The organism is Streptomyces sp. NPDC007907, from assembly GCF_042959365.1.
GTDB classification, from domain to species: Bacteria; Actinomycetota; Actinomycetes; order Streptomycetales; family Streptomycetaceae; genus Streptomyces; species Streptomyces indiaensis.
The window spans coordinates 430324-445753 of record NZ_JBIBKR010000007.1; the positions used below are offsets into that span (position 1 = coordinate 430324).

At 72.2% G+C, this 15430-nt stretch carries 13 protein-coding genes; 4 read left to right on the forward strand and 9 right to left on the reverse strand.

The features are described 5' to 3' along the window. Positions 1 to 77: 77 nt before the first annotated feature. Positions 78 to 434 carry an iron-sulfur cluster assembly accessory protein gene (locus tag ACFZDI_RS29220; RefSeq protein ID WP_031109243.1) on the reverse strand — a complete coding sequence of 119 codons (357 nt, stop codon included), beginning with the start codon at positions 432 to 434 and terminating at the stop codon, positions 78 to 80. A 282-nt stretch (positions 435 to 716) separates the two neighbouring features. On the opposite strand from ACFZDI_RS29220, the gene nadA reads away from it, so the two are divergent. Beyond that, positions 717 to 1901, forward strand: a complete 1185-nt coding sequence (gene nadA, locus ACFZDI_RS29225; RefSeq protein WP_356042390.1) for a quinolinate synthase NadA — start codon at positions 717 to 719, stop codon at positions 1899 to 1901. 15 nt (positions 1902 to 1916) lie between these two features. Here nadA and ACFZDI_RS29230 read toward each other — a convergent pair whose 3' ends face one another. From ACFZDI_RS29230 to ACFZDI_RS29255, 6 genes are all read right to left on the reverse strand, one after another. Continuing rightward, positions 1917 to 4133, reverse strand: a complete 2217-nt coding sequence (locus ACFZDI_RS29230; RefSeq protein ID WP_391254385.1) for a protein kinase — start codon at positions 4131 to 4133, stop codon at positions 1917 to 1919. Between the two features lie 116 nt (positions 4134 to 4249). Next, entirely contained in the window at positions 4250 to 7369 is a 3120-nt protein-coding gene (locus ACFZDI_RS29235) for an efflux RND transporter permease subunit (protein ID WP_391254388.1), read from the reverse strand. A 160-nt stretch (positions 7370 to 7529) separates the two neighbouring features. Then, positions 7530 to 8213, reverse strand: a complete 684-nt coding sequence (locus ACFZDI_RS29240; protein ID WP_366718317.1) for a response regulator transcription factor — start codon at positions 8211 to 8213, stop codon at positions 7530 to 7532. Beyond that, positions 8210 to 9439, reverse strand: a complete 1230-nt coding sequence (locus tag ACFZDI_RS29245; protein ID WP_234849883.1) for a sensor histidine kinase — start codon at positions 9437 to 9439, stop codon at positions 8210 to 8212. The genes ACFZDI_RS29240 and ACFZDI_RS29245 overlap by 4 nt, the downstream gene beginning before the upstream one ends. Before the next feature lie 110 nt (positions 9440 to 9549). Further along, a complete protein-coding gene (locus ACFZDI_RS29250; RefSeq protein ID WP_234849884.1) occupies positions 9550 to 9828 on the reverse strand; it encodes a hypothetical protein in 279 nt (92 codons plus the stop codon). A 23-nt stretch (positions 9829 to 9851) separates the two neighbouring features. After that, the gene (locus ACFZDI_RS29255) at positions 9852 to 10637 is read right to left on the reverse strand and encodes a PspA/IM30 family protein (protein ID WP_268839730.1); all 786 of its coding nucleotides are present in this window, start codon (positions 10635 to 10637) and stop codon (positions 9852 to 9854) included. Positions 10638 to 10955: 318 nt separating this feature from the next. Between ACFZDI_RS29255 and ACFZDI_RS29260 the strand changes: the two genes are divergently transcribed. Both ACFZDI_RS29260 and ACFZDI_RS29265 read left to right on the forward strand, forming a co-directional pair. Next, positions 10956 to 11555 (forward strand): DUF3043 domain-containing protein, encoded by a 600-nt coding sequence (locus ACFZDI_RS29260; RefSeq protein ID WP_234849885.1) that lies wholly within the window; start codon positions 10956 to 10958, stop codon positions 11553 to 11555. Positions 11556 to 11638: 83 nt separating this feature from the next. Further along, positions 11639 to 12340, forward strand: a complete 702-nt coding sequence (locus tag ACFZDI_RS29265) for a bifunctional 2-polyprenyl-6-hydroxyphenol methylase/3-demethylubiquinol 3-O-methyltransferase UbiG (protein WP_234849886.1) — start codon at positions 11639 to 11641, stop codon at positions 12338 to 12340. Positions 12341 to 12386: 46 nt separating this feature from the next. Here ACFZDI_RS29265 and ACFZDI_RS29270 read toward each other — a convergent pair whose 3' ends face one another. Beyond that, a complete protein-coding gene (locus ACFZDI_RS29270; RefSeq protein WP_234849887.1) occupies positions 12387 to 12599 on the reverse strand; it encodes a hypothetical protein in 213 nt (70 codons plus the stop codon). Between the two features lie 248 nt (positions 12600 to 12847). Here ACFZDI_RS29270 and ACFZDI_RS29275 point away from each other — a divergent pair, with 248 nt between their 5' ends. Then, positions 12848 to 14047: a bifunctional adenosylcobinamide kinase/adenosylcobinamide-phosphate guanylyltransferase gene (locus tag ACFZDI_RS29275; RefSeq protein ID WP_234849888.1), complete on the forward strand. Its 1200-nt coding sequence runs from the start codon at positions 12848 to 12850 to the stop codon at positions 14045 to 14047. Between the two features lie 240 nt (positions 14048 to 14287). Here ACFZDI_RS29275 and ACFZDI_RS29280 read toward each other — a convergent pair whose 3' ends face one another. Then, positions 14288 to 15361, reverse strand: coding sequence for a class I SAM-dependent methyltransferase (locus ACFZDI_RS29280; protein WP_344368504.1), 1074 nt, complete (start codon positions 15359 to 15361; stop codon positions 14288 to 14290). Positions 15362 to 15430 lie beyond the last annotated feature (69 nt).

Consider the following 15430-nt stretch of genomic DNA (forward strand, 5'->3'; position numbering starts at 1 on the left):
CGCGAAGGCGGCGGCCCCGTCGGAGGGGGCCGCCGCCTTCGTCGTGTCCACGGCCGCCCGGTGGCGGCTCGGCGGGCTCAGCTGAAGGAGTCGCCGCAGGCGCAGGAGCCCGTCGCGTTCGGGTTGTCGATCGTGAAGCCCTGCTTCTCGATGGTGTCCACGAAGTCGATCGTGGCACCGCCGAGGTACGGGGCGCTCATGCGGTCGGTGACGACCTTCACACCGCCGAAGTCCTTCTCGACGTCGCCGTCGAGGGCGCGCTCGTCGAAGAAGAGCTGGTAGCGCAGGCCGGAGCAGCCGCCGGGCTGGACGGCGACGCGCAGCGCGAGGTCCTCGCGGCCCTCCTGGTCGAGCAGCGCCTTGACCTTGGACGCGGCGGCGTCGGTCAGGATGATGCCGTCGGTGACGGTGCTGGTCTCGTCCGATACGGACATCTACATCTCTCCCGGGTTGTACGGAGACTGCTTGCCGACGGTTGCAACCGGCGGGGCCGCGGATTCATTCCGGGCCGGGCGCTCGATCTCGGCTCCTTTTCATGCTCGCACACGCGCCGGGAACCGGAAAACGGCTCTTTCCGGGTCTTCCCGGGAATGAACGCGGGCTCACCGGGATTCACGTCACACAGACGCTATGGCCATCGTCAAAGTGACGTGAAGCGGTTATGATAGATAGCGTCAAATCGACGAAAAGTCGCAGAAACAGAAAGGGTGCGTGTCGTGACCACCGCCCAGACCCAGGAGCTCGACGTCCAGCCGACGCCCCTCGCCCTGCTGCTCCTCGGCCGTGAGGCCGACCCGAAGAGCGAGCGCGGTGTGGAGTGTCCCGGCGACCTGCCCTCGCCGTCCGACCCGGACCTGGTGGAGCGCGCCCGCAAGGCGAAGGAGAAGCTCGGGGACAAGGTCTTCGTGCTCGGCCACCACTACCAGCGTGACGAGGTCATCCAGTTCGCCGACGTGACGGGTGACTCGTTCAAGCTCGCCCGGGACGCGGCCGCCCGCCCGGAGGCCGAGTACATCGTGTTCTGCGGCGTCCACTTCATGGCGGAGTCGGCGGACATCCTGACGTCCGACGACCAGAAGGTCGTCCTGCCCGACCTCGCCGCCGGCTGCTCGATGGCCGACATGGCGACGGCCGAGCAGGTCGCCGAGTGCTGGGACGTGCTGACCGAGGCCGGCATAGCCGAGCAGGTCGTGCCCGTCTCGTACATGAACTCCTCGGCCGACATCAAGGCGTTCACCGGCAAGCACGGCGGCACGATCTGCACCTCCTCCAACGCCAAGCGGGCCCTGGACTGGGCCTTCGAGCAGGGTGAGAAGGTCCTCTTCCTGCCGGACCAGCACCTCGGCCGCAACACCGCGGTCCGCGACATGGGCATGTCCCTGGAGGACTGCGTCGTCTACAACCCGCACAAGCCGAACGGCGGCCTGACCGCCGACGAGCTGCGCGCGGCCAAGATGATCCTGTGGCGCGGCCACTGCTCGGTGCACGGCCGCTTCAGCCTGGACTCGGTCAACGACGTGCGCGAGCGCATCCCCGGCGTGAACGTCCTGGTCCACCCCGAGTGCAAGCACGAGGTCGTGGCCGCGGCCGACTACGTCGGCTCGACGGAGTACATCATCAAGGCCCTGGAGGCCGCCCCGGCCGGCTCCAAGTGGGCCATCGGCACCGAGCTGAACCTGGTCCGCCGTCTGGCGAACCGTTTCGCGCCCGAGGGCAAGGAGATCGTCTTCCTCGACAAGACGGTCTGCTTCTGCTCCACCATGAACCGCATCGACCTCCCCCACCTGGTCTGGGCCCTGGAGTCCCTGGCCGAGGGCAACCTCGTCAACCGCATCGAGGTGGACAAGGAGACCGAGGCGTTCGCGAAGCTGGCACTGGAGCGGATGCTGGCGCTGCCGTAGCCGTCCCGCCCCACGTCACCCCGAGCGCGGTTTCCGCTCGGGGTGCGCGGGGTCGAGGCTGAAGACCGTGCCGTCGGGGGTGGAGGCGACCAGGGCACCGTCGAGGGCTACCACCTCGGTGGCACCCCAGTCGGTGTCGTCGCGCCCGGCCCGTGGCGGCGTCTCCCAGAGCAGGGTGCCCTTCTTCGCGTCGAGCGCCCCGACCCGCCCGCTGGCACTGCTCAGGTACACGGCCCGGGCCCGCGGGTCGTACGTCGCCTCGCTCGGCCGCTCCAGGCTGGTCGGGGTCCGCCACAGCGGCCGGCCCGTCTCGGCGGAGACGGCGCTGACCTGTCCGTTCGACGCGGCGAACCACAGGGTGCCGTCCGCCAGCGACACCTGTCCCCCGTACTCCCCGGACAGTTTCGTGGTGTGGTGGGCACCGGTGCGGGGATCCACCGTCCGGATCGCCGCGTACGGTGCGTCCTGGCCCACGAGCAGGTTTCCGTCCTCGTCCTCCCTGGTGTCCAGGAACAGGAGCAGGCCGTCGAGAGCTCCGAGGAGGCCGGACTTCGCCGGGACGGTCAGCCGCCGGTCCCGGCCGTCGGCTCGGCCGGCTTCGACGACCAGGGAGGGGCCTCCCGCCTCCGGGACGCATTGGAGGTACAGCCGCTCGCCCAGTCCCGTGGCCCCGCAGTAGTGACGGGCGGGCAGCCGCTGCGTCCAGCGCTCGGCTCCGCCGCGGGGCGAGCGGGCGGTCACGGACGTGCCGTCGCCCTCCGGGAGCACGACGAGGCCGCCGTGCAGCACCGGATCGATCCGCTCCGCGTTCACCGCGCGCTGCCACAGCGACTCACCGGTGCCGGTGTCGAAGGCGAAGATCCGGTTCGGCCCCTCGCCCTGCGGTTCCTGCTGCACCACCACCGTGTCGTCGATGACGCCGAGGATCTGGAACCTGGCGAAGTCGTCGCCGGTGACGGACGCCGCCGGACCGGTGCGCCAGACGGTCGCCCCCGTCCTGCCGTCCAGCCGTACGGGCAGGATCCCGTCGCCCGCGCAGTACACGGCGCGCTCGTAGACGCGGCACTGGGGCCCGCCCCGCGTCGTTCCGCCCTCCTGCCGGCCGGGCGTCGTGCGTACTCCGCGCCCGGCCGTCTCGTACACCGTTGTCTGCCAGGGCCTCCATCCGGCCGGCGGCGCCGCCCATCGGGACGGGGACGGTTCCGGCCTGTCGCCGCTCAGCGCCCAGCCGGGGCCCAGGGTCAGATAGGCCGTCAGGCCCAGGACGACCGCAACCGCCGCGCCCGTCACGACCGGCAGCCGCCGAACACGTCGGCGGAGCCGTCCGGCCCGCGGCGGGGCCGCGGTCACGGGGCGGACGGGCTCGACGGCCGTGAGCCCGTCCGCGCGGAGGGGCATCGTGGCCGGTTCGCTGTCCACCGGCTCGGGCAGGACGGCCGCCAGCTCCCGGGCCAGCTCGTCGAGTCCGGGCCGGTTCTCCGGCTCCTTGGACAAGCAGCGCTCCAGCAGGGCGCGCAGCGGCCCGCCGGCGTCCTCCAGCACGGGTTCGTGGTGCACCACCCGGTACGCCGTCAGATAGGGGCTGTCCGCGTCGAAGGGGCCACGCCCGGTCACGGCGTACACCAGCAGGGATCCGAGCGAGAAGACGTCCGACGCCGGGCCGACCGCGCGGGCGTCGACGAGCTGTTCGGGGGACATGAAAGGCGGTGTGCCGATCATCTGGCCGGTCTCGGTGAGCGTCTGGTGGTTCTCCGCCGCTCGGGAGATGCCGAAGTCGATGACGCGCGGGCCGTCCTCGGCCAGCAGGACGTTGGCCGGCTTGAGGTCCCGGTGCACCACCCCGGCCCGGTGGATGTCGCGCAGCGCCTCGACCAGACCCAGGGCCAGTCGGCGCAGCTCGGAGTCGGTGAGGGCGCCCCGGTCACGGACCCGGTGCGCCAGGGAGGACCCGGCTACGTACTGGGTGGCCATCCAGGGCCGCGCCGCATCGGGGTCGGCGTCCAGGACCGGCGCGGTGAAAGCACCGCTGACCTTGCGTACGGCCGCGATCTCCTGCCGGAACCGGCTGCGGAAGACCGGGTCCTCGGCGTACTGGGCGTGCACCACCTTCAGGGCCACGACACGGCCCGACCGCGCCCTGCCCCGGTAGACCACGCCCATGCCCCCGGCCCCCAGCCGGTCGAGCAGGCGGTAGCCGCCGACCGACTTCGGGTCGTCCCTGTGCAGCGGCACGCCCGAAACCCCTTCCCCCGTAGTGGCGTTCGCGATCCACAGGATACGGAACCGCACAACGCAACGGCCGGGCACCGGCCCTGGAGGGCCGGTGCCCGGCCACCGGGGTCAGGCCGTCACACGTTCGCGGGCTCCGGCTCCACCGTGTCCGTCCGCTGGGCCGAGAGGCCCTTCTTCGCCGCGCGCTTCTTCGCCCGGCGCTCCTTGCGGAGTTCGACCATCGCGTAGAGCGTCGGGACGAGCAGCAGGGTGAGCAGCGTCGACGTCACCAGGCCGCCGATCACGACCACGGCCAGCGGCTGGGCGATGAAGCCGCCCTCGCCGGTGATGCCGAGGGCCATCGGCAGCAGGGCGAAGATCGTCGCCAGGGCGGTCATGAGGATCGGGCGCAGCCGGTGCCGGCCGCCCTCGATCACGGCCTCGACGACGCCGTGACCCTGCTTGCGGTACTGGTTGATCAGGTCGATCAGCACGATCGCGTTCGTCACCACGATGCCGATCAGCATCAGCATGCCGATCATCGCCGGGACGCCCATCGGGGTGCCGGTGGCGATCAGCAGGCCGATCGCGCCGGTGGCGGCGAACGGGATGGAGACCAGCAGGATCAGCGGCTGGACCAGGGACTTGAAGGTGCCGACCAGCAGCATGAAGACGATCGCGATCGCCGCGAGCATCGCCAGGCCCAGGTTGGCGAACGCCTCGTCCTGGTCCTCGGAGACACCGCCGATCGACGCCGTGGCGCCGTCCGGGAGCTTCAGCGCGTCGATCTTCGACTGGAGCTGAGCGCTGACCGCGCCGGTGTTGTCGCCGGTCGGCTTCGCGGTGATGGTGGCCGCGCGCCGGCCGTCGATGCGGGTCATGGAGACCGGCCCGTCGACCTCCTTCACCGTGGCGATGTCGCCGAGCTTCACCGCGCCGCTCAGGCGCAGGTCCTGAAGCTGCTTCAGGGTGGTGGCGGGCTTCGCCGAGCGGATGACGACGTCGCGCTCGGTGTCGTCCAGGACCGCCTTGGCCACGGTGTTGCCGCGGACGGCCTGGGCGACGACCGCGCCGAGGGTCTGGTCGTCGAAACCGGCCGCGGCCGCCTTGTCGTCGGCCTTGACGGAGATGCGCGGCACGCTGGTCGCCAGGTCGCTGGAGACGTCCGTGACGTCGTCGAGGGAGGCGACCGTCTTGCGGACCTCCTCGGACGCCGTGCGCAGGACGTCGGCGTCGGCGGCCTTCACGACCACGCTGAGGTCCTGGCTGCCGAAGCCGTCACCGGCGGCGACCGTGGTCGTGCCGATGCCCTTCAGACCGGCCAGACCCTTCTCGATGCTGTCCTGGACGTCCTCGTAGGAGGCGGAGTCGTCCAGCATCACCTGGTACGAGGCCTGGTTGGTGTCGGTGCCGCCGCCGAAGGCCGCCATGAAGCCGGACGAGCCGACGGTGACCTGGTAGTCCTTCACGCCCTCGGTGTCGGCGAGCAGTTGCTCGACCTTCTTCGCCTGGGCGTTCGTCGCGGCCAGGCTGGTGCCGGGCTTCAGCTCCTGCTTGACGGTGAGGACCTCCTGCTCGCCCTGGTCGAAGAAGTTCGTCTTCAGCAGTGGCGCCATGCCGAACGTGCCGACCAGGACGACGATCGCGAGGGCCACGCTCGTGAGGCGGCGGCGGGTCGCGAAGCGCAGGACGGGGACGTAGAGGCGCTGGAGGCGGCTCCTGGCCTCCTTCTCCTCCGCGATCCGGCGCGCCTCGTCCGCGTCCTCGGGGGTGCCCTTCGGGGGACGCAGGAACCAGTACGACAGGACCGGCACGACCGTCAGGGAGACGAGGAGCGACGCCAGCAGGGCGGCCGTGACGGTGAGGCTGAACGAGCCGAACAGCTCGCCCACCATGCCGCCGACCAGGCCGATCGGCAGGAACACCGCGACCGTGGTGAGCGTCGAGGACGTCACCGCTCCGGCGACCTCGCGCACGGCGCTGAGGATCGCCGAGTGGCGCTCCTCGCCGTAGCCGAGGTGGCGCTTGATGTTCTCCAGGACCACGATCGAGTCGTCGACGACCCGGCCGATGGCGATGGTCAGGGCACCCAGAGTGAGGACGTTGAGCGACAGGTCGCGCGTCCACAGCACGATCAGGGCGAGCACCACGGACAGCGGGATGGACACCGCGGTCACGAGGGTGGAGCGGATCGAGGCCAGGAAGACCAGGATCACCAGGACGGCGAAGAGCAGTCCGAGCGCGCCCTCGGTGGTCAGGCCCTCGATGGACTTGGACACGGCCGGGCCCTGGTCGCTGACGACCGTGAGGGTCGCGCCGGAGCCGAGGTCCCTGCGCAGGTCCGGGAGCTTGTCCTGGACGGCGTCGGAGATGGCGACCGCGCTGCCGTCGCGGTCCATGGTGACGGCGACGGAGAGGCTGGGCTTGCCGTCGGTGCGGGTGATGGAGTCGGCCGTGGCCTCCTGCTGCTTCACCGTGGCGACGTCGCCGAGGCGGGCAGGCTTGCCCTTGCCGGGCTCGCCCTTGACCATCAGGTCGCGGATCTGCTCCACCGAGGTGAAGCCGCCGCCGACCTGGACGGTGCGGTTGGCGCCGCCCTCGTCGAAGGAGCCCGCCGGGACGGTCGCGCCGCCCGCCTTCAGGGCCTCGCCGAGGGACTGGGCGGTCAGGCCGGCCTTCGCCAGCTTCGCGTCGTCGGGCGTGACGGTGACCTGGACGTCGCGCACACCGTCGACGGTGACCTGGCCGACGCCGTCGATGCTCTTCAGGTCCGGCACGACCGTCTTGTCGAGCTGGTCGGCCAGGGCCTGCTGGTCGCGGCCGGAGGTGACGGCGAGGACGACGGTCGGGATGTCGTCCGTGGAGCCGGCGACGACCTGCGGGTCGACGTCGTCCGGGAGCTGCGCGCGGGCCCGGTTGACGGCCTGCTGGACGTCGGCGACCAACTGCTTGGTGTCGTTGCCGTAGTCGAAGGACGCCATGATCACGGCGTTGCCCTCGCCGGCGGTGGAGGTGACGCCGCTGATGCCGTCGACGGCTTCGAGGGTGTCCTCGATGGGTTCGACGACCTGCTTCTCGACCACGTCCGGGGACGCGCCCTGGTAAGGCGCCAGCACCGACACCATGGGCAGTTCGATGGTGGGCAGCAGCTGCTGCTTGAGCTGGGGTATCGCGATCGCCCCGAAGACGAGCGCGATGATCGACATCAGCCCTGTCAGGGCCCGTTGCGCGAGGCTGAATCTCGACAGCCAGGACATGGGTGAGGGTCTCTCTTCTGTTTAACGGCAGAAGCGGCTGCGGACGCGCAGATGAGCGCCCGCCCCTACACCCTGAGCCATGGAAAAGGGGGGTTCCGTAGGCCCCAGGTCCAAACTCTTATGCGGCGCATACTCCGTCCGCAGTACGCCCGGGTGGAGCTCACTCCACCCTTGGACGGACCAGGCCGGACTCGTACGCGGTGACCACGAGCTGGGCGCGGTCCCGGGCGCCCAGCTTGGCCATGGCCCGGTTGACGTGCGTCTTCACCGTCAGCGGGCTGACTTCGAGGCGCTCGGCGATCTCGTCGTTGGAGTGTCCGCCGGCGACCTGGACCAGCACCTCGCGCTCGCGGACGGTGAGCGAGTCGAGCCGTTCGCCGCGGGCCGGGTCGCGGTCGCCGTCGGCCGGGTCCTGCGTGGCGAGGAACCGGGCGATCAGGCCCGTGGTGGCCGCCGGGGAGAGCAGCGCCTGGCCGCCCGCGGCGATGCGGATGGCGTTCAGCAGTTCCTCGGGTTCGGAGCCCTTGCCGAGGAAGCCGGAGGCGCCCGCGCGCAGCGACTGCACGACGTAGTCGTCGACCTCGAAGGTCGTCAGGATGACCACCCGGACGTCGGCGAGGTCGGGGTCGGCGCTGATCATGCGGGTCGCGGCGAGACCGTCCGTGCCGGGCATGCGGATGTCCATGAGCACGACGTCGGCGTGCTGCTCCTTCGTCAGCCGGACCGCTTCCGCGCCGTCGGAGGCCTCGCCGACCACCTCCATGTCGGGCTCGGAGTCGACGAGCACGCGAAAGGCGCTGCGCAGCAGCGCCTGGTCGTCGGCGAGCAGGACACGGATGGTCATGCGGGGTCCTCCCCGGTCGGTGTGCGGTTCTTCGACGGCAGGATGGCATGAACGCGGAAACCGCCGCCGTAGCGGGGACCGGTGGTGAGGGTGCCGCGCAGGGCGGTGACGCGTTCGCGCATGCCGAGCAGTCCGTGGCCGCCGCCGTCCCGGTTCGCCTGCTCGTCCTCCTGTTCGCCGCTGCCGTCGTCGAGCACCGTGATCTCGATGTTCGGTCCGACACGGACGACGCTGACCTCCGCCTTGGCCTGCGGCCCGGCGTGCTTCTGCACGTTGGTGAGGGCCTCCTGGATGATCCGGTAGGCGGCCAGGTCGACCGCCGCGGGCAGGGTGGTGTCCTGGTCGGCGCGGGCGACCTCGATGTGCAGGCCGGCGTTGCGGAAGGTGCCGGTGAGTTCGTCGAGGCGGTCCAGGCCCGGGGCGGGTTCGGTGGGGGCCTCGGGGTCGCCGGACTGCCGGAGCAGGCCGACGGTGGCGCGGAGCTCGTTGAGCGCGGAGCGGCTGGCCTCGCGGACGTGCCCGAGGGCCTCCTTGGCCTGGTCGGGGCGCTTGTCCATGACGTGGGCGGCGACCCCGGCCTGGACGTTGACCAGGGCGATGTGGTGGGCGACGACGTCGTGCAGGTCCCGGGCGATGCGCAGGCGTTCCTCGGCGACGCGGCGGCGGGCCTCCTCCTCGCGGGTGCGTTCCGCCTTCTCGGCGCGCTCCCGGATCGCCTGGACGAAGGCACGGCGGCTGCGGACGGCGTCGCCGGCGGTGGCGCCGATGCCGGTCCAGGCGAAGATGCCGAGGTTCTCCTGGGCGTACCAGGGCAGGGGGCCCGCGGCCATGGCGGCGCCGGTCAGCACGGTCATGGTGAGCAGGCCGATGCGCCAGGTGGTGGGGCGGTCGGTGGTGGAGGCGACGGTGTAGAGCGCGATGACGGCGGACATCGCGACGGGGGTGCGGGGGTCGCCCGTGACGGACTCGATGACGGAGAGGGTGCCGGTGACGGCGAGGACCGTCATGGGGGCGCGGCGGCGGAAGACCAGGGCCGCGGCGCCGAAGGTCATGAGGAGGAGGCTGAGCGGGTCGGGGGTGCGCAGGGCCCAGCTGACGCTGTCGCGGTGCCGGGGTTCCACGAACGAGCCGGCGACCATGCAGACGAGGACGGCGGTGGCGAGGACGGCGTCCATGGCCAGGGGATGCGCTTTGGCCTGGCATCTGGCCCGCGCGAGGGTGCTCACGGTTGTTTACCGTAGCCGGGCCGGCTGTGGCTGTGTGGTGCTCGCCGTGAGGGCTGGGGGTGGGGCGAGTGCGCAACCCGGCGCTGCGGGGTGCCGCACGCGGTCACGCACTACCCCGGGATCAGGCCGTCGTCGCTCAGGAGCTCCCGGACTTCCTCCAGCGTCGCGTCCGGGGAGGGCAGGATCAGTTCCGACGGTTCCAGGGAGTCGTCCGGGAGGGGGGCGCCCAGGTCGCGGACCCTGGTCAGGAGGGCCTGGAGGGTGCGGCGGAAGCCGGGGCCGTCGCCGTTCTCCATCTCGGCCAGGAGTTCGTCGTCCAGCTTGTTCAGCTCGGCGAGGTGGCCGTCGGCCAGGCTCACCTGGCCCTCCCCCATGATCCGTACGATCATGTCGCCCTCCTAGGCGTGGACCCCTACTGCTTGTCGAAGCGCGGTGTGTCCTGCGGCTGCTGCTGGGACTGCTGCCCGTTCGAGCCGCCCTCGATGGCCTGCTGCCCGCTGCTGGAGCCGCCGGCCAGCTCGGCCTTCATGCGCTGCAGTTCCAGCTCTACATCCGTACCACCGGAGAGCCGGTCCAGCTCGGCCTGGATGTCGTCCTTGTGCATGCCGGAGGGGTCGTCGAGGGCGCCGGAGGCGAGCAGCTCGTCGATGGCGCCGGCCCGGGCCTGGAGCTGGGCCGTCTTGTCCTCGGCGCGCTGGATGGCCAGGCCGACGTCGCCCATCTCCTCGGAGATGCCGGAGAAGGCCTCGCCGATCCGGGTCTGCGCCTGCGCGGCCGTGTACGTCGCCTTGATGGTCTCCTTCTTCGTACGGAAGGCGTCGACCTTGGCCTGGAGCCGCTGGGCCGCCAGGGTGAGCTTCTCCTCCTCGCCCTGGAGCGTCGCGTGCTGGGTCTCCAGGTCGGTCACCTGCTGCTGGAGCGCGGCCCGGCGGGACAGCGCCTCGCGGGCCAGGTCCTCACGGCCCAGCGCGAGCGCCTTGCGGCCCTGGTCCTCCAGCTTGCCGGACTGCGACTGGAGCTGGTTCAGCTGCAGTTCCAGGCGCTTGCGGGAGGTCGCCACGTCGGCGACGCCACGGCGGACCTTCTGCAGCAGCTCCAGCTGCTTCTGGTACGAGTAATCAAGGGTCTCGCGCGGGTCCTCGGCCCGGTCAAGGGCCTTGTTCGCCTTCGCGCGGAAGATCATCCCCATACGCTTCATGACACCGCTCATGGGCTTCGCGCGCCCCCTTCTGACCGACTCCGGTTCCAGCTCCAGCGACAGAACCCACAGTACGGGCCCTGCATCCATTACCGCACTGTTCGGGGACGGATGCGCTCATCCCCAAGGACGACTGCGTGCGCTCCCGCTCCGGCGTAGGGAGTAGGTGGTCCCCGGGGTCACCGGAGCCGTACACCCCGGGGGTCCGTCCGGAGGCGTACGCGACGTCCCCTCTGTCCCCTTACTGACGACTGGTGTTGCCGGATCGTTCCCCACGGGACTGGGGTCCATGCCCGGAAGCCCTTACCCTTGGGTTTTGTGTTCCGTAGCCGTGCCAAGGATGAGAAGGCCCAGGACGCCGACAAGGCGCCGGTGACCGACTCCAGTCAGCCCCGTCACCCCGAGGCCCCCAAGGGCCGCCCCACGCCCAAGCGCAGTGCGGCCCAGTCGCAGCGCCGCAGCGTGGCCAACACGTCGACGACGCGCAAGGAGGCCGCCAAGCGACAGCGCGAGGAGCGCCGTACCGCGATGGAGCGGCAGCGCCAGGCGCTCGCGAGCGGCGACGAGCGGTATCTGCCCGCGCGTGACAAGGGGCCGGTCCGCCGGTTCGCGCGCGACTTCGTCGACTCCCGGTTCAACATCGCGGAGTTCTTCCTGCCGATGGCCGTGGTCATCCTCGTGCTGAGCATGGTGCGGGTGCCGGCGCTGCAGAACATCGCGCTGCTGCTGTGGCTCGTGGTGATCGTGCTGATCGTGCTCGACTCGTTCGTGACGTCGTTCCGCCTGAAGAAGCAGCTGAACGAGCGCTTCGCGGGTGAGAACAAGCGCGGCGCCGTCGCCTACGCCCTGATGCGCTCGCTTCAGATGCGTCGGCTCCGGCTGCCGAAGCCGCAGGTCAAGCGTGGAGAGCGGCCCTGACCACGACGCCGTTCTCCGGGGGTGCGGCGGATGCCTGGCTGGACAAGCTGGGCGGGCTGCGCGATGTCGTCCGGCAGGAGCTGGTGGCCCGCCAGCTGGACGAGCAGATAGTCGGCCGGTTCCCGGTCGGCAGGCGCCTGCGGGTGCTGGACGTGGGGATGGGCCAGGGCACGCAGGCGCTGCGGCTGGCCCGGGCCGGGCACCAGGTGACCGGTCTGGAGCAGGACGCGACGATGGTCGCCGTGGCCCGGGAGTCCCTCGCCGGGGAACCGGAGGGCATCCGGGAGCGGATGCGGATCATCGAGGGCGACGGTCGCGACACCGGCGTGCACTTCCTGCCGGGCAGTTTCGACGTGGTGCTGTGCCACGGCGTCCTGATGTACGTCGAGGAGCCCGACCCGCTGCTGGCGGGGCTCGCCCGGATGCTCGCGCCCGGCGGGCTGCTGTCCCTGCTGGTGCGCAACGGGGACGCGCTGGCGATCCGGCCGGGCCTGTCCGGCGACTGGTCCGGGGCGCTGGCGGCTTTCGACACCGTCTCCTACCGCAACCGGCTGGGGCTCGACGTACGGGCCGACCGGCTGAAGGACCTGACGTCGACGCTCGCGGGGATCGGGGCGCCGCTGCACGCCTGGTACGGGGTGCGGGTGTTCACCGACACGGCGGCGGACGGCGCGGAGGTGCCGGACGACGTGGAGACGCTGCTCGCGGTGGAGGAGAAGGCCGGGCGGACGGATCCCTACCGCGGGGTGGCGGCGCTGCTGCACCTGTGCGGCGTGCGCGGCTGACACCCCGGAAGGCGGTGGGCGAGGGCCGTGGCCCCCGCCCACGGGCTCACGCCTCGGCCGCGTGCAGGCTCATCGGCCCGTAGATCTCCGTGGCGTCCTCGAACAGCCGCACCTGATCGGCACCGCCCTCCTGGAGGGTCTTCCAGTGCTCCCCGATCCAGGACTCGGCGTCCCCCTGGGTGGGGAAGTCCTCCGGCGGCACCGAGGGCTGGACCTCCGTACCGTCGGTCTTCTCGAACCGCCACGTCCATGCCGCCATGTACGCCTCCCATGTGTGTGAGCACACTGCACAGCGAAAAGCCGGATCTTGGTCCGGCTCCACCTCAGAGCGTAAGCGCTCCGCCGGGTCGCGCGTGATAGGCCCTGCGGAGTGCGGGTGATCGGGCGGGTGCGGGCCGTCGTGGGCCGGTCGCGCCCGCGCGGCGGAGCCGCATATCGACACGGCCCGCGCCCCTGGAGGGGCGTCTCGATCACGCATGTCCCAGGCTCACGCGTCAGAATCGGGGCGTGGAACTTACTCTGCTCGGCACCGGTGCCCCGGCGGGTCTCCCCCGCCCCGACTGTCCCTGCGCTGCCTGTGCGGCCGCTCTCGGACCGGATGCTCGGGCGGCCACCGCGTTGCTGCTGGACGGGGTGCTGCTGCTCGATCTCACGCCGGGTGCGGCGTTCGCCGCGGCACGGGCGGGCCGTTCCCTGACCGGTGTCCGGCAGGTGCTGCTGTCGCATCCGCACGACGGGCCGGCGGTCGAGGTGCCCGCGGGGCTGCCGCAGCCCGGACGGGTGCCGGACGGGCGGGAGTTGACGCTGCTGACGGGGCACCGGGTGCGGGCGGTGGCGCTGGACGCGCCGGGCACGGGGTATGCGGTGACCGGGCCGGAGGGGCAGCGGCTGCTGTATCTGCCGCCGGGCGGGGCGCCGGCGGGACTGGCGGAGCCGGCCGAGTCGTACGACATGATCCTCGCGGATGTCGTGGGGCGGCCGGACGCGCTGGCCAGGCTGCGGGCGGTGGGGGCGGTCGGCCCGACCACCGACGTGGTCGCCGTCCACCTGGACCACGATCTGCCGCCCGGCCGGGAGCTCGGGCGGCGCCTCGCGGCCGCCGGGGCGCGGGCCGTGCCGGACGGGGTGACGCTGGTGGTGGGCGCGTACGAGGACGTGCCGGACGTGCCGCGGCGGACCCTGGTGCTGGGCGGGGCGCGGTCGGGCAAGTCGGTGGAGGCCGAGCGGAGGCTGGAGGCCTTTCCGGACGTGCTGTACGTGGCGACGGGCGGGTCGCGCAACGGGGACACGGAGTGGTCCTCGCGGGTGGCGGCCCACCGGGAGCGGCGGCCGGGGTCGTGGCAGACGGTCGAGACCTGCGACCTGGTGCCGCTGCTGGAGGCCGAGGGGCCGCCCCTGCTCATCGACTGCCTGTCCCTGTGGCTGACCGACGCGATGGACTCGGCCGGGGCGTGGGACGACGCGGTGTGGGCGGAGCGCGGGGAGAAGGCGCTGCGGGAGCGGGTGCGGGAGCTGACGGAGGCGGTGCGGGCCACCCGGCGGACCGTGGTCGCCGTGTCGAACGAGGTGGGGTCGGGGATCGTCCCGTCGACGGCATCGGGGCGGCGCTACCGGGACGAACTCGGCCGGCTGAACGCGGGCTTCGCGGACGAGTGCGAGCACGTGCTGCTGGTGGTGGCGGGACAGGCGCTGGTATTGCGGGGCTGAGCGTGGCGACGGTGCTACTGCGGGGGCTGAGCGGGCCGACGCTGGTACTGCAGGACTGAGCGGGCCGACGCAGGCACTGCGGGGGCTGCCCATGCCGACGCTGGCACTGCGGGGGCTGAGCGGGGCGGCGCAGGTACTGCGAGGCCGGGCCGGCGTGCGGCTCGAGCTGCGGCTGAGCTCCGTGCCGGCCGGCCGGCCGCAGGCCCGCGGCTCACCTGGTTCTGCCCCTCTCCGGCCCCCTCACTCCGCCCCTCCACGCTCCTCGGCCCGCGGTGCCGTGCGGGCGATCACCCGGTACGTGTTCGCGAAGCGGGTGCGGCGGGTCACGGGGGCGATGAGGTGGTCGGCCAGGGCCGCCGCGGCGACCAGGGGGACGCCCGCGCGGAGCAGGGCCGTGCGGGTGTGCCGGTGGACCGGGGGCGGGGGGATCGCCCGCCAGGGGGTGTCCGGGGCGGGCAGGGCGTGGGAGAGGGCCAGGGACGTGGCACCCGCGAGGTCGTGGGGGACGTGGACCGGGCGGTGGTCGAGCGTGAGGATCGTGCAGCCGGCCGACTCCAGTTCCGCGCGGACGTTCTGCGGGGGCAGCAGGTGGAGGTGGCGCGGCTGGTCGTAGGGGAGCCACCAGCGGCCCAGCAGGGCGGCGAAGACGCTGCGGGGGCTCAGGGTCTCGATGAGCAGGTGGCCGCCCGGGCGCAGGACGGAGAGGGCGGCCCGGAGTTCCGCCCGGGGATCGGGTGTGCCCTCCAGGTGGTGGAGCATGCTGACCACGTCGTAGCGGGCGCGCAGCGGGCCGGCGATCCGCGGGTCCGTCAGGCGGCCGACGTGGGCCTCCTCGACGCGGTCGGCGGTGCGGGCGTGGACCACGCGGGGGGTGGGGTCCAGGCCGTCGAAGGCGGTGTAGGGGAAGAACTCCCGGGCCGTGGCGGGGAAGCGGGCGTGGCCCGTCCCGACGTCGAGCCAGCTCTCCGGCTCGCCGCAGCGCAGCATCGCGCGGGCGGCCGAGCGGTGGCGGCGGGGGCTGCTGCGCAGGGCGAGGAGGCCGTCGCTCGCCGGGTCCCTGGGCGCGGCGCGCTCGGTCCGGTGGTACAGGGCGAGGCCCTCCACCGTCAGGCGCGGGTTCTGAAAGGTGTGGCCGCAGTCCCGGCAGGCGTCGACGGTGAAGCTGCCCGGCTTGTACTGCCGCAGGTCACGGGTGCGCAGCCGGTTGCGCAGCGAGGTGGAGCCGCACCAGGGGCAGTCCTCCCGGCGCGGTTCGTGGACCCGGGTGGTCGCCGGGGGGACCGGGGGTGCTGAAGGGGCGGGGTGTGCGGGCATGGGCGGCTCCCGGGCGCGACGGCGTACCGCAAGGACGTGGGGCGGGGACGCGGGCGAACCACCTACGGC

Coding starts and splice junctions, on each gene's coding strand:
- ACFZDI_RS29235 (WP_391254388.1), bottom strand. CDS start 7,369: ATGTCCTGGCTGTCGAGATTCAGCCTCGCGCAACGGGCCCTGACAGGG.
- ACFZDI_RS29250 (WP_234849884.1), bottom strand. CDS start 9,828: ATGATCGTACGGATCATGGGGGAGGGCCAGGTGAGCCTGGCCGACGGC.
- ACFZDI_RS29255 (WP_268839730.1), bottom strand. CDS start 10,637: ATGAAGCGTATGGGGATGATCTTCCGCGCGAAGGCGAACAAGGCCCTT.
- ACFZDI_RS29240 (WP_366718317.1), bottom strand. CDS start 8,213: ATGACCATCCGTGTCCTGCTCGCCGACGACCAGGCGCTGCTGCGCAGC.
- ACFZDI_RS29280 (WP_344368504.1), bottom strand. CDS start 15,361: ATGCCCGCACACCCCGCCCCTTCAGCACCCCCGGTCCCCCCGGCGACC.
- ACFZDI_RS29270 (WP_234849887.1), bottom strand. CDS start 12,599: ATGGCGGCATGGACGTGGCGGTTCGAGAAGACCGACGGTACGGAGGTC.
- ACFZDI_RS29220 (WP_031109243.1), bottom strand. CDS start 434: ATGTCCGTATCGGACGAGACCAGCACCGTCACCGACGGCATCATCCTG.